The sequence below is a fragment of the Noviherbaspirillum agri genome (genome assembly GCF_054780595.1).
Genome location: NZ_BAAGWA010000004.1, coordinates 305,238 through 318,985, shown reverse-complemented (window position 1 = coordinate 318,985; position 13,748 = coordinate 305,238). Strand labels below are relative to the sequence as shown.

At 58.2% G+C, this 13,748-nt stretch carries 12 protein-coding genes and 1 tRNA gene; 2 read left to right on the top strand and 11 right to left on the bottom strand.

The window, feature by feature from the left end; all coding sequences use genetic code 11:
* Positions 1-11: 11 nt before the first annotated feature.
* The 4 genes from pstA to ACYVIA_RS09635 all read right to left on the bottom strand — a co-directional run bounded on the left by pstA (position 12) and on the right by ACYVIA_RS09635 (position 4,563).
* The gene (gene pstA / locus ACYVIA_RS09650; RefSeq protein WP_460840219.1) at positions 12-857 is read right to left on the bottom strand and encodes a phosphate ABC transporter permease PstA; all 846 of its coding nucleotides are present in this window, start codon (positions 855-857) and stop codon (positions 12-14) included.
* The gene (pstC, locus tag ACYVIA_RS09645) at positions 854-1,831 is read right to left on the bottom strand and encodes a phosphate ABC transporter permease subunit PstC (RefSeq protein WP_460840218.1); all 978 of its coding nucleotides are present in this window, start codon (positions 1,829-1,831) and stop codon (positions 854-856) included. The genes pstA and pstC overlap by 4 nt, the downstream gene beginning before the upstream one ends.
* 210 nt (positions 1,832-2,041) lie before the next feature.
* The gene (gene pstS, locus ACYVIA_RS09640; protein WP_460840215.1) at positions 2,042-3,085 is read right to left on the bottom strand and encodes a phosphate ABC transporter substrate-binding protein PstS; all 1,044 of its coding nucleotides are present in this window, start codon (positions 3,083-3,085) and stop codon (positions 2,042-2,044) included.
* A gap of 185 nt (positions 3,086-3,270) precedes the next feature.
* Complete coding sequence (locus ACYVIA_RS09635; RefSeq protein ID WP_460840214.1) at positions 3,271-4,563, bottom strand: DUF445 domain-containing protein; 1,293 nt, start codon at positions 4,561-4,563, stop codon at positions 3,271-3,273.
* 161 nt (positions 4,564-4,724) lie between these two features.
* Between ACYVIA_RS09635 and ACYVIA_RS09630 the strand changes: the two genes are divergently transcribed.
* Positions 4,725-5,855: an ABC transporter substrate-binding protein gene (locus ACYVIA_RS09630; protein ID WP_460840212.1), complete on the top strand. Its 1,131-nt coding sequence runs from the start codon at positions 4,725-4,727 to the stop codon at positions 5,853-5,855.
* Positions 5,856-6,085: 230 nt separating this feature from the next.
* Here ACYVIA_RS09630 and ACYVIA_RS09625 read toward each other — a convergent pair.
* From ACYVIA_RS09625 to ACYVIA_RS09615, 3 genes are all read right to left on the bottom strand, one after another.
* Positions 6,086-6,175 (bottom strand) — tRNA-Ser (locus ACYVIA_RS09625).
* Positions 6,176-6,357: 182 nt separating this feature from the next.
* Positions 6,358-7,653, bottom strand: coding sequence for a serine--tRNA ligase (gene serS / locus ACYVIA_RS09620; RefSeq protein WP_460840209.1), 1,296 nt, complete (start codon positions 7,651-7,653; stop codon positions 6,358-6,360).
* Between the two features lie 104 nt (positions 7,654-7,757).
* Positions 7,758-8,111, bottom strand: coding sequence for a winged helix-turn-helix domain-containing protein (locus tag ACYVIA_RS09615; protein ID WP_460840207.1), 354 nt, complete (start codon positions 8,109-8,111; stop codon positions 7,758-7,760).
* Between the two features lie 105 nt (positions 8,112-8,216).
* On the opposite strand from ACYVIA_RS09615, the gene ACYVIA_RS09610 reads away from it, so the two are divergent.
* Complete coding sequence (locus ACYVIA_RS09610) at positions 8,217-8,768, top strand: hypothetical protein (protein WP_460840205.1); 552 nt, start codon at positions 8,217-8,219, stop codon at positions 8,766-8,768.
* On the opposite strand, the gene ACYVIA_RS09605 is transcribed toward ACYVIA_RS09610, so the two are convergent.
* The 4 genes from ACYVIA_RS09605 to ACYVIA_RS09590 all read right to left on the bottom strand — a co-directional run bounded on the left by ACYVIA_RS09605 (position 8,765) and on the right by ACYVIA_RS09590 (position 13,658).
* Entirely contained in the window at positions 8,765-9,004 is a 240-nt protein-coding gene (locus ACYVIA_RS09605) for a DUF1488 family protein (RefSeq protein WP_460840204.1), read from the bottom strand. The two genes, ACYVIA_RS09610 and ACYVIA_RS09605, sit on opposite strands and share 4 nt — an antisense overlap.
* 268 nt (positions 9,005-9,272) lie before the next feature.
* Positions 9,273-10,568: a replication-associated recombination protein A gene (locus ACYVIA_RS09600; RefSeq protein ID WP_460840202.1), complete on the bottom strand. Its 1,296-nt coding sequence runs from the start codon at positions 10,566-10,568 to the stop codon at positions 9,273-9,275.
* Positions 10,569-10,634: 66 nt separating this feature from the next.
* A complete protein-coding gene (gene lolA / locus ACYVIA_RS09595) occupies positions 10,635-11,249 on the bottom strand; it encodes an outer membrane lipoprotein chaperone LolA (RefSeq protein ID WP_460840532.1) in 615 nt (204 codons plus the stop codon).
* A 72-nt stretch (positions 11,250-11,321) separates the two neighbouring features.
* On the bottom strand, positions 11,322-13,658 hold the full coding sequence (locus ACYVIA_RS09590) for a DNA translocase FtsK (RefSeq protein ID WP_460840200.1): 2,337 nt from the start codon (positions 13,656-13,658) through the stop codon (positions 11,322-11,324).
* Positions 13,659-13,748: the final 90 nt, after the last annotated feature.

Genomic DNA, 13,748 nt, shown 5'->3' with positions numbered 1-13,748 from the left:
CTTGGTTCGTCTTAACTTGGGACTTTCTGGCTGAACAAAGTACGCGACAGGATATTCAGGCCGAGCACGCTAAATGTGATCAACAATGCGCCGCCCCATGCCAGGGCGCGCCAGTTTTCGTACGGGCTCATTGCGAACTGATAGATCACGACCGGCAGGTTGGCCATTGGCGCGTTCATGTCGGCGCTGAAGAACTGGTTATTCAGGGCAGTAAACAACAGCGGAGCAGTCTCGCCCGAGATGCGTGCCACGGCGAGCAGGACGCCGGTAACGACACCGGCTTTCACTGCGCGCAGGCGCACCATCATCGCGACCTTCCAGCGCGGCGCACCGAGCGAGAATGCCGCCTCGCGCAGGCTGTTTGGTACCAGCTTGAGCATGTTGTCGGTGGTGCGGACGATGACCGGAATCGCGATCAGGGAGATCGCGAAGGTGCCTGCCCAGCCGGAGAAGTGCTTCACGTTCGCGACATAGATTGCGTAGACGAACAGGCCAATCACGATGGAAGGCGCCGACAGCATGATATCGGTGAAGAAACGTGTAATGCGCGCCAGCCAGCTTTCTTCGCCATACTCGGCGAGGTACATGCCGGCCAGGATACCGATGGGCGTACTGAGCAAGGTGGACGCACCCACCATCAGCAGGCTGCCGACGATCGCATTCATCAGTCCGCCGCCTTCATTGCCTGGCGCAGGGGTCGTCTCGGTAAACATCGACAGGCTAAGTGCACCGAAACCCTTGATCAGCAGCGTGAACAGGATCCACGCAAGGAAAAACAGGCCGACCGCCATGGCAAAGACGGAGAGCGCAATGCCGAAACGATGCATCCAAAGGCGCTTGCGATAAACGGGATTCATGACTTGCTTCCTTCCTTGCGTGACATGCCCATCAACATGAGCTTTGCCGCAGACAGAACGACGAAGGTAATGACGAACAGGATGAGGCCGAGCGCAAACAGCGAGGATACGTGAAGTGTGGATTCGGCTTCCGCGAACTCGTTGGCAAGCGTCGAGGCGATGCTGTTACCGGGGGCGAACAACGACCACGACAGCTTGTGCGCATTGCCAATGACGAAGGTCACTGCCATGGTTTCACCCAGTGCACGGCCCAGTCCCAGCATCACGCCCCCGACCACGCCGGTCTTGGTGTAGGGCAGCACGACCTTGCGCACCACTTCCCACCGGGTGCACCCGAGGCCGTACGCGGATTCTTTCAGTACGGCGGGAACGATCTCGAATACGTCGCGCATGACGGAGGCAATGAACGGGATAATCATGACCGCCAGGATGATTCCTGCGGTAAGAATGCCGATACCCATCATCGGTCCCTTGAACAGCTGGCCGATCACAGGCAGCTGGCCGAGTGTCTGATTGAGGAATGGCTGCACATGGTCGCCAAACAGCGGTGCAAAGATAAACAGGCCCCACATGCCGTAAATAATGCTCGGCACACCAGCAAGCAGTTCCACTGCCGTACCCATCGGGCGCCGCAGCGGCGCGGGGCAAATCTCGGTCAGGAACAGTGCAATGCCAAAGCTGATCGGAAAGGCAATCAATAGTGCAATCAGCGAAGTCGCCAGCGTGCCGACGATGGCGATCAATGCGCCGTACTGGTCATTGACGGGATCCCATTCGATGGTATTGATGAACGCCGGGCCGAACTCCTTGAAGGCGGGCCAGGCGCCGATAATCAGCGAGACAATGATGCCGACCAGGACCACCAGGACGCTGAGCGCGAAAAGGAGCGTTATTTTGTGGAACAGAAAATCCTGAAACCGCTGCATGCGCATGGTAGATACCATCGCCTTGGCAGCGGCCTGCTGTTCTTTCATTTTCTGTTCGCTATTCGTGATTGGCGCCCCAATCGAAGAGGTATGTGCATTCATAAGCGAAGTGCCCCGCAGGGCGATTGCGGCGCCGCCATGATCCTGCCCGTGCCGGATGCGCACGGATCATGACGGCTGCCTTGGAATACTACGTTGCGGTTCAGCACAGGAAGCACGGAGCCCGAGATCACATCAAGACAGGCTCCATGCAATCCCTTACCAGATCGCCTTGCCGGACGCGTCTTTCAGTTGCGCCTTCCAGGCATCCTGAACCAGCTTGACGACCGGGGCCGGCATCGCCACATAATCGAGCTCGGTCGCCATCGCGCCACCATTCTTGTACGCCCAGTCGAAGAACTTCAACACTTCCTTGCCCTTGGCCGCGTCGGCTTGCGCCTTGTGCATCAGGATGAAGGAAGCACCGGTCATCGGCCAGCTGTTCTTGCCCGGCTGGTCGGTCAGCACCACGGCGAAGCCCGGGGTCTTCACCCAGTCCGCGCCGGCGGCAGCCGCCTTGAAGGTCTCATCGTCCGGCTGCACGAACTGGCCGTCACGGTTTTTCATCTGGGTATGGCTCATCTTGTTGCGCTTGGCATAGGCGTACTCGACATAGCCGATCGAGTTCTTGATGCGCTGCACATTTGCGGCGACACCTTCATTGCCTTTGCCGCCCACGCCGGTCGGCCACTTGACTGCGGTGCCGGCGCCCACCGTGGACTTGAAGTCCGGGCTGGCCTTGGACAGGTAGTCGGTAAACAAGAAGGAAGTGCCGGAGCCGTCGGCGCGATGCACGACGGTGATTTCCTGGGCCGGAAGCTTGACGCCGGCATTCAGGTTAGCGATTTCCGGTGCATTCCACTTGGTGATCTTGCCGAGGTAGATGTTGGCGAGCACTTCGCCGCTCAGCTTCAACTGGCCGGGAGTGACACCTTCCAGATTCACGATCGGCACCACGCCGCCCATGATGGCCGGGAACTGCATCAGTCCTTCTTTCTCAAGGTCTTCCGCCTTCAGCGGCATGTCGGACGCGCCGAAATCGACGGTCTTGGCCTTGATCTGCTTGATGCCGCCGCCGGAGCCGATCGACTGGTAGTTCAGGCCGGTGTTGGTCGCCTTCTTGTACTCTTCCGCCCATTTTGCATAGATCGGATATGGGAAGGTTGCGCCGGCGCCGGTAATGTCGGCGGCTACTGCGGGGGAAAATGCCAACGCGGTACCAACAGTCACAAGCGTTGATGCCAGGAATTTGTTCAGTCGCATATCTGCTCCATGAAAAGTTGTCAAAGGAAGACAGGGCGAACTGTAGCCAACAAATATGACAGCTATATGACACTGCTAAAAAAGTATGTCACAAACTCTGCGGACATTATTTTTTGTCATTTTCCTGTAATGCTTTCACGGCAGAAAAGTTTTTGACACAGTTTTAGGCGGTGCCTCAACTACCGTCAAAGCAACAATGAGATCGCATGGAGCAAAAGCCCGACCAAGCCGCCAACCAGCGTGCCGTTGATCCGAATGTATTGCAAGTCTTTCCCCACATGCAGCTCCAGCTTGCGGGACATGGTTTCGGCGTCCCATTTCCGGATGACGCGGGACACGAGGTCGGCAATGTCTTCTCGGCGGGCAACGATTGTTTCTGTTGCAAAGATCCGTATCCATTGATTCAGCTTGCGCTGGATGTTCGCGTCCCGCAACAAGTCATTACTGAACGCGGACAAGGCCTTCTCCAGTTTTGCAGCCATCTGGGACTCTGGTGAAGCGGCATCCGCCAGCAGCCGCTCCTTGATGTCATGCCACACTTCAAGCGTGTAGTTGCGTACCAGCGGATGACCAAGGATTTCGGCCATCACAGAATCCAGTTTTTCTTCATATTCCGGCGAAGTGCGCAGGTTTTCAATGAATTCCTCCGCCGTATAGTGGAAGCGCAGGCGCCATTCGCTATCCTCGTCCCGCATTTCATCCAGCGTGCTCTGGACCGCATCAAGGATGCGCACGTAGAACTTTTCGTCAATCGCTTTCGGCATCCAACGGGGGCTGTTCTCATGGATCTTCCAGCGGATATAGGATTTGTTGTGTTCCAAGGCATTGGCGGCAAGGTTGATCATGTGACTGAACAAGGCCTGGTGATGGTTACTGGCCACCAGCACTTTCAGGATGTCGGCCAATGCGGGAGCAAACTTGGTGTGCTCCATGGCGGCGCTCAGTCGGCTGTGCATGAACTGCCGCACGTCCTCATCCTCCACGACCTGCAATATGGCGGGGATACCTCGCACGATCTGGCGCGAAACAGAGCGGCTGTTTTCCGGAAGCGCCAGCCATCCCGCCGCCGCTCCAGCGAAGTCGATGGGGCGCAACTCTTCGCGGATGATCTCCTGTGTGATGAAGTTGTGTTCCAGAAAATTCGACAGGCTGTCGCCGATGCGATCCTTATTGCGGGGAATGATCGCGGTGTGCGGAATCGGCAGCCCAAGTGGAGAGCGGAACAGCGCCGTGACGGCGAACCAGTCAGCCAACGCGCCAACCATGGCGGCCTCCGCGAATGCGGTTACGAAAGACAGCCAGGGATACTGATCGTGAAAAGGCCGCGTGGCAACAAAAAGAACCGCCATGGCCACCAGCAGGCCGGTTGCAAGCCTGCGGGTCCGGGCTAATTGTGCAACCTGTTCTTGTTCATGCATTGAAGGGCTTGGATCCGGATCGTTTTCCGATTCGAGCATCGCCGCAAGTGTTTGGTTCATATATGACAACAGCCTCGCCGCACAGCCCTCGGTTCTGCCGGAGCTCCGCCACGCCGAATATTTTCCCGTAGACGCTGTCGCCCTCCGGGCCGTTTCATCAGCCCGTCATATTCAATAGGCAAAATTCCGGCGCCCTGAAATCAACCTGCGGAAAACGCCAGATGCTGACCAGACTCATCCACTTTCTCCAACATGCAGCCTTCGCCACCCTGCTTGGCACTTCCCTCGCAGCACATGCTGCCGGCAACGACATCGTCATCGGCCAGGCAATCGACCTCTCCGGCCCCAACGCCAGCATCGGCCGCGACTATGTCGCAGGCATCAAGACCTATTTCGACATGGTGAATGCTGGAGGCGGCATCCATGGCCGGCGTGTTCAGTACATCGTTCAGGATGACCAGGGCCAGCCCGCATTTGCCGCCAAGGCAGTGAGTGAAATGCTGGATCGGCACCAGGTTGATTATCTGTTCGGCGGCGTCGGCGATGATGCCACGCGCGCCATTCTGGAAGCGCCAACCTTCCGCCGCAGCGGTCACATCCTGTTTGCGCCCTTAGCTGCGACAGAGTACGCCAATAACGCACGCGTTCTGTTCTGGCGTCCCGGCTACAGGCAGGAAGTCCGGCACATCTTTTCCCATTTCAGCAAACTGGGGCTGAAAGACGTCGGTGTCGTCTATCAGGACACACCTCTGAATCAGGATGCATATCGCAGCCTCTCTTCAGCGATCCAGGAACACGGCTTGAAGCTCGCAGGCAATGCGCGCATCGGCGCAAACGGGGAACTGCTGGCGCAGAAAGCTCGCCGGCTTGCAGCGTCGAAGCCGGGCTTCATCCTCGTGATTGCCGACACCATCGGAACGGCGCAATTCCTCAAGGAATACCGCAAGCACGACGGTCAGACCTTCGTCGCCGGCACATCCCTCACGAACCTGTCGACACTGCGTGAACTGGCCGGCGCCCGCGCGGTGGAATGGACGGTGTTTTCGCAGGTTGTTCCCAATCCGGCCGCGGGCACCACCCTGATCCAGGTTGAGCACCTGAGCATGATGAAGAAGTTCCGCGATGAATCGGTATCGTCATTGACGCTGGAAGGATTTGCCGCCGCCAAGTCCTTGGCCAAAGCCATCCAGCAAGCCAAGCGCAGCAGCCGTTCGGCACTGCAGGAGCTGATCTCGCAAAACGGAAGTATCGACCTCGGCGGCTTGTCGGCTGCGACATCGGGAGAGAGCAACCGGCTGTCGAACTATCTCGACATTGCGTTGTTCAAGAAAGGCAGCGGACTCGTTTTTTAATCAGAAGGTGGGAAGTCACGGACCGGCTGCACTCGACATGAACAAAGCCGCCCGCAAAACCCTGCCGTGCTGTGCAGCACAGGGCTATCGGAAGCAGCCAGCCTCACATCGTCAACACCGGAATACCTGTGAAGGCCTGTTGAAAGTCGACATGACGCCGAGGAGAGTTGAAGGGAAGTAGGGAGAACAGAAAAAAATAAAGCCGCTCATTGGCGGCTTTAAGGTACTACTGGCGGAGAGGGAGGGATTCGAACCCTCGGTACGGGAAACCGTACGCCTGATTTCGAGTCAGGTACATTCGACCACTCTGCCACCTCTCCTGATTCGGTCGTTCTGCAGCTGGTAAGGCCGCAAAGCGTGGAAGTATAGCAGAGTCTCCACCGGTACGGAATAGCAGCCAGACGAATTAATGCTACGCCAACTTCCTCGCCTCGATCATGCCCACTGGGTTTCCGGTCCCCTTGCGCCGCTGACAAACAGCACCAGCGCAAAGTTTATGCAATCAGGCCATGCGCGTCAGCCGCTTCGTGCCGCCCATGTAGGGCTGCAATGCTTCCGGAATGTCGACGCTGCCATCGGCTTGCTGGTAGTTCTCGAGGATGGCCACAAGGGTACGTCCGACAGCCAGACCGGAGCCATTCAAGGTATGCAGCAGTTCAGGCTTTCCCTGGGCATTGCGGAAGCGGGCCTGCATCCGGCGTGCCTGGAATGCCTCGCAGTTGGATACTGAAGAGATCTCGCGGTAGGTATTCTGCGCCGGCAGCCAGACTTCGAGGTCATAGGTCTTGGCGGCGCCGAAGCCCATGTCGCCGGTGCACAGGGTGATCACTCGATACGGCAGGCCGAGCTTCTTCAGGATGTTTTCGGCGTGGCCAACCATCTCGTCGAGCGCTTCATAGGATTTCTCCGGGTGCACGATCTGCACCATCTCCACCTTGTCGAACTGATGCTGGCGAATCATGCCGCGTGTGTCACGACCATAGCTGCCGGCCTCGGAGCGGAAGCACGGCGTATGCGCGGTCAGCCTGATCGGCAACGCATCTGCGGCAATGATCTCGTCGCGCACCATGTTGGTCAGCGGGACTTCCGAGGTCGGGATCAGGTACAGCGACTCGCCTTCTCCTTCCTGGCCGCCCTTTTTCACCGCAAACAGGTCGGCTTCAAACTTCGGCAACTGGCCGGTGCCGCGCAGTGAATCGGCATTGACGATATACGGTGTATAGCACTCGGTATAGCCATGTTCACCGGTATGCGTATCCAGCATGAACTGCGCCAGAGCGCGATGCAGGCGAGCGATGCCGCCTTTCATGACTGCAAAGCGAGAGCCGGTCAGTTTCGCGGCGATGTCGAACTCCAGTCCCAAGCCGGCGCCGACATCGACATGGTCCTTCACCTCGAAATCGAAGGTACGGGGCGTGCCCACCTTGCGTACTTCCACATTCCCAGATTCATCTGTCCCGACCGGCACTGACTCATGCGGAAGATTCGGCACGGCCTGCATGAACTCGCTCATCTTCGCCTGGATGACGTCGAGCCGCTCGGCCGATGCCTTGAGTTCATCGCCGATACCGGCAACCTCCGCCATGACTGCAGTGGTGTCCTCTCCCTTGCCTTTGAGCATGCCGATCTGCTTCGACAGCGCATTGCGCTTGCCCTGCAATTCTTCTGTGCGGGTCTGGATCTGCTTGCGCTCTGCCTCAAGCGCATTGAAGGCGGCGACGTCGAGCCGGAAATTGCGCGTTGCCAGCCGTGCAGCGACGCTTTCGATGTCCTTGCGGAGGAGTTGAATGTCGATCATGGAAATGCGGGGAAGTTAAATGCGGAAACCGCGATTGTATCAAGTGAAAGGCAATATCCATCCATGAATGATCCCCGCCTGCTTGATTATCGGCAAAGTGGACGTCATTCCTTTGTCGCCCGCACCATGCACTTGGAGAGCTTGTCGAAGTGCAGCAGTGCTGCCTGCGTCAATTCGATCTGCTTGCGCCGCGCATCTTCCGTATCGGACAGCATGATCCAGCCCTTTTCACGCATCGATTTGAGCCGGCCGTGAATCGTGGCAGGTGATCCAAGCTCTTCCTTCGCCATCATGTCCCTGACCGACAGCCGCTCCATCTGCTGGCTGGCCCGTGCCACCAGCGCAAGGATCCGCTCTTCAAGCGGATCGAGGGATGGCAAGGAAGGTAATCCGCGTATGGCTTCCGCGAGTTGCAGAAAACGCAGATAAATGTCAGCGGGGCGGGTCGTTTTCTTCATTTCAGGCCAAATGGTGATAATGTCTTTCGTCGCACAACTCCCCAGCCAATTCTGTTGTTGCAGAGTGCTATAGAGTCCAGATCGATTTTACGCCGAAACGCATCCATGCCGACCTCCCTCTCTCTCAATGCCGCCATGGCGGCTGGCTCGGCCATTCTCTTTCTTCTTGTTTTCCTTGCCAACGAATGGCTGTTCAACAGCTCGAATTTTGAACTGGTTCGGGGAGTTAACTGGATTTATCTCCCCGCCGGAATGCGACTTCTGTGTACCTTGCTGTTCGGCGGAGCGGGCGCAATCGGCATCCTGATTGCATCCTGGATAACCTGTGTTTTCTATTTCTTTCCGGATGATCCACTGCGGTCGTTCGCGGGCGGCATCGCGTCCGCCGCCGCTCCCTATCTGGTTTACAAGCTCGCGCAACACCTTTATGGCTTGCAGGCTTCACTCATCAACCTGGATCCGAAGCGGCTTCTGCTCCTGAGTATTGCCTATTCAGTTGCCAGCCCGTCGATGCACCATCTCTGGCTGCTGCTGCGTGGCGACGCGGTGGGAGCGGCATTCTTTGTGATGGTGCTCGGTGACTTGCTGGGTACGCTCGTCGTGATTTACACGATGAAACTGCTGCTGCTCCGCGTCCCCGCTCCTCCTTCACGCTAGGAAAAGTCGGAAGCCGTCAACCTGATCGGGCGATCTGCTCCTCTCAGGAATTTTTGTATTGCCACCGCGTCGATGGCATCCTGGTTCTGGTGATAGGCACGAAGAAGGCCGCGCTCGCCTCGTTGAGGAGACTTGAAGTGGATCCGAAGCGCTTCCGCAGAGACAAATGCGATGAACTCCTCGCCTTCGATATGAATCGAGAACCACAAACCTTCGGTTACGCTGACGTTACTCATGGGCTGTACCGTTTCGATAAAGCAGACAAGATCCCGGCAGCGGGCAGTCCCCTCTCAACCTCGCCACACGATCTATTTTTTATAGCGAATAAACGATACAGATTCTAGATCGATCCGTTTAAGGTGTACAGCTTAGAAAGATTGCATATGACGCATTGCCATGTCGTTCTGGCAATTATCGCGTCCATAAAGAACCCGTTGCATATTTAGGCTTGACAACCGCGGACTTGACAATCGTCTGCAAGGAAGCCAGTGCAGCAAGGCCTGTTTACTTTTTCGAGTTCTTTCTTGCTTCGCGATCCAGCGATTTCAGATACGCCAGCTTTTCCCCGATCTTCCCTTCCAGCCCGCGCGGCACGGGCTGATACCACCCCGGTTCCGCCATCCCGTCAGGGAGATAGGTTTCCCCGGCCGCATAGGCGTCAGGTTCATCGTGGGCATAGCGGTAGAGCTTGCCGTAGCCCAGTTCCTTCATCAGTTTGGTCGGTGCATTGCGCAGATGCTCCGGTACGGGGCGGGATTTGTCCTTGGCAATGAAGGCGCGCGCCGCATTATAGGCGTTGTAGACGGCGTTGGACTTTGCAGCGCAGGCAAGGAACACCACTGCTTCGGCCAGCGCAAGTTCGCCCTCGGGTGAACCGAGGCGTTCGTAGGTTTCGGCGGCATCGAGCGAAATGCGCAGCGCGCGGGGGTCGGCAAGGCCGATATCCTCGGTCGCCATGCGAATGATGCGACGTGCCAGGTAGCGTGGATCGGCACCGCCATCGAGCATGCGGACGAACCAGTACAGGGACGCGTCCGGGTTGGAACCGCGCACTGATTTGTGCAGGGCGGATATCTGGTCGTAGAAGGCGTCGCCGCCCTTGTCGAAACGGCGCAGGTTTTCTGCCAGTGCCGTGGCAAGCAGCGCTTCGTCTACAACTTCCTGGTGGTTTGCCGCTGCGGCGCGTGCAACGATCTCGAGATTGTTCAGAAGCTTGCGGCCGTCGCCATCGGCGCTCGCCACCAATGTTGATTTCGCTTCGGGCGTGAAATCCAACCCGTCGAGTTCCTGGATGCAGGCTCGGTCGATCAGCTCCTCCAGGTCCTGGTCCGACAGGGATTTCAGCACGTAGACTGCCGCCCGCGACAGCAATGCACTATTGACCTCGAACGAGGGATTCTCCGTCGTCGCGCCGATGAAGGTGAACAAGCCGCTCTCGACATGCGGCAAGAAGGCATCCTGCTGACTCTTGTTGAAGCGATGCACTTCGTCCACGAACAGAATCGTTCGTCGCTCGGTATTGGCGCGCACGACTTGCGCCCGCTCGACCGCCTCGCGGATATCTTTCACACCGGACAGCACCGCCGACAAGGCAATGAACTCGGCGTTGAAGCTGTCGGCCATCAGGCGTGCCAGCGTCGTCTTGCCCACGCCAGGCGGCCCCCACAGGATCATCGAATGCGGCTCGCCCGATTCGAAGGCGACGCGCAGGGGCTTGCCGGGGCCAAGCAAATGCTGCTGGCCGATGACGTCGTCAAGTGTTTGGGGGCGAAGCCTTTCGGCGAGGGGGATGGCGGTCATGGTGCGAGGCGGCAAGTGCCGTTCTTGTTGTTTTCTCAGCGGGCAGCACCGCCTTGTTCAGCAGGTTTATTGTTCAAAAACATCGGCGCCCTTGGGCACGACAAATTTGAATTTATCCGCGCCCATCGGCGGATTCTTTTCAAACTTCTTGAACGACAGCAGGGACACTTGGCCAAACGAATCCTGCAACTCCATGGCTTGTGGCACGCCGTCTTTGAGCCCGATGCCGATCTTGTCGAAGGTCGTGTCCTTCTGCTTCGGTGTGGCTTCAAGCCATTCCAGCCCGTCACGGCTGCCGGCATCCTTGAGGACGAAGTTCTTTTCCAGGTCGTTGCTACCGAAAAGGATTGCCGCCGGTGACGAGCCAAGCGCATCACCGAGGCGCCGTACAGTGACCTGATTCAGGTCCTTGTCATAGATGTACAGCTTTTCCCCGTCCGCTTGCAGCAGTTGTTCGTAGGGTTTCTGGTAGGTCCAGATGAACTTGCCGGGACGGGCAAAGACGAAAGTCCCGGTGGATGTGCTGGCGGCCTTTGGCGCTCCATCCGCCGTCTTCACTTGCCGCTGGATGAACTCGCCTTTGGCTGCCTTCGTCGTGCTGACGAAGGACCTGAATTGTTCCAGCGCCGATGCGCTGGCAAGGCCCGGCAGCACGAGCGTACAAACACCAATGGCACGCACTACGCGACCAAGTACAGCGTGAGTAAAAAACGAAGGGGTCTTGTTCTGTTGCGCCTGATTCAAAATGGCTTCCTATTCAGTTGTATTTCCGGCTGGCACAAGGATTTCGCGGTTTCCGTTCGACTGCATGGTCGACACGAGGCCGCTCTGCTCCATCTGTTCCAGCAACCGTGCGGCGCGATTGTAGCCGATGCGCAGGTGGCGCTGCACGAGCGAGATCGAAGCTCGGCGGTTCTTCAGGACAACCGCCACTGCTTGGTCATATAAGGCATCGGACTCGCCGCCGCCTTCACCCTCACCGCCCAATGCAGCCTCACCTCCCTCTTCCGCGACGCCACCTTCTAGGATTCCCTCAATGTAATTCGGTTCCCCCTGTGCCTTCAGGTGCTGCACCACGCGGTGCACCTCTTCATCGGACACGAAAGCGCCGTGCACGCGGTTCGGCAGGCCCGTCCCTGGCGGCATGAATAGCATGTCGCCCATGCCGAGCAACGTCTCGGCGCCCATCTGGTCGAGAATCGTGCGCGAGTCGATCTTGCTGCTGACCTGGAAGGCGATGCGCGTCGGGATGTTCGCCTTGATCAGGCCGGTGATCACGTCCACCGACGGACGCTGCGTCGCCAGGATCAGGTGGATACCGGCTGCACGCGCCTTCTGTGCGATACGTGCAATCAGTTCCTCGACCTTCTTCCCGACCACCATCATCAGGTCGGCCAGCTCGTCGATGATGATCACGATGGTCGGTAGCTTCTCAAGCGGTTCCGGCGCATCCGGCGTTAGGCTGAACGGGTTCGGAATCTTCTCTTCCTTCTTCGCTGCTTCCTCGATCTTGTGGTTGTAGCCGGCGAGGTTGCGCACGCCCAGCTTGGACATCAGCTTGTAGCGGCGTTCCATCTCCGCCACCGCCCAGTTCAACGCATTGCCCGCCTGCCGCATGTCGGTGACGACCGGCGCGAGCAAATGCGGTATGCCTTCGTACACTGACATTTCCAGCATCTTCGGATCGATCAGGATCATGCGCACGCTGTGCGGGTCAGACTTGTACAACAACGACAGGATGGTCGCGTTGATGCCGACCGACTTGCCGGAGCCCGTGGTACCGGCGACCAGCAAGTGAGGCATCTTGGCGAGATCGGCTACCACCGGATTACCGGCGATATCCTTTCCCAGCGCAACGGTCAGCGACGACGGACTGTCGTTGTACACCTTGGAACCAAGGATCTCGGTCAGGCGCACGATCTGGCGCTTCGGATTCGGCAGTTCCAGTCCCATGTAATTCTTACCCGGGATGGTTTCGACCACGCGAATCGACGTCAGCGACAGCGAGCGCGCCAAATCGCGCGCAAGGTTGACGATCTGGCTGCCTTTGACACCGGTGGCCGGCTCGATCTCGTAGCGGGTAATGACCGGCCCCGGATACGCGGCGACGACCTTCGCTTCGACGCCGAAGTCGGACAGCTTCTTCTCGATCAGGCGGCTGGTGAACTCAAGCGTCTCCACGCTGACCGTTTCCTGTGCAGGTGGCGGCTCATCAAGCAGCGATAGCGGCGGCAGGCTGGAGTCCGGCAGATCGGCAAACAACGCAACCTGCTTCTCCTTTTCCACACGCTCCGATTTGGGAACCGCAACGACCTGTGGCTCGATGCGGATCGGCGGGGCTTCGACGATCTTCGCCCGCTCCTGGACCACCGTTTCTTCACGCTTCACCGCGGCCACCTGACCTACCTTGCGATCTTCTCGGGCGGCGTACAGCGTACGGATCGCATTGATGCCATCCTCGATTGCGCCACCAATGCGCTCGGCCAGCGTCAGCCAGGAAACGTGGAAGAACAGGCTGAAGCCGACGCCGAACAGGAGCAACAGGAACAGGGTGGCGCCGGTAAAGCCGAATGCAGTCTGCGCTGCGCCGCCGAGTAGCTCACCCAGCACACCGCCAGGCGCGCGCGGCAGTTGCACCTTCAGCGTGTACATCCGCAGGTACTCGATCGCTACGCTTCCCAGCAACATCAGCACAAAGCCGATCGACCGGATCCAGATTTCATGATGATGCTCCGGTTCAGGCTCGACCTTCAGCAGGAAACGCTGCGACAGTCGGCGATAGCCGGTCCACACAGAACGCAGCAAGAAGACGCAAAACCACCATGCCGAAAAACCAAAAATGAAGAGCATCAAGTCGGCAATCCAGGCGCCGATGCGGCCGCCCCAGTTGTGCAGTTGCGGCACAACGTTGGCCTGCGACCAGCCCGGATCGGTCTTGTCGTATGTCAGAAAGATAAGCAGCAAATAAGCGGTAACGACGGTCAGTCCGATCCAGCGGGCTTCTGACAACAGGCGCACCAGCCGATTGGGTAACGGTGGAGCCTGAGTCGACGCAGTATTGCGGGTATAAGCTTGGGTTGTTCGGGTCATAACTCGTGAAAGAATCGGTGCGGCGCCGTGGCGGATGTGTCTGTGGCCGTCATCGCAGCGAATTTGGGTCGCCACTCGGCCCCGCATGGC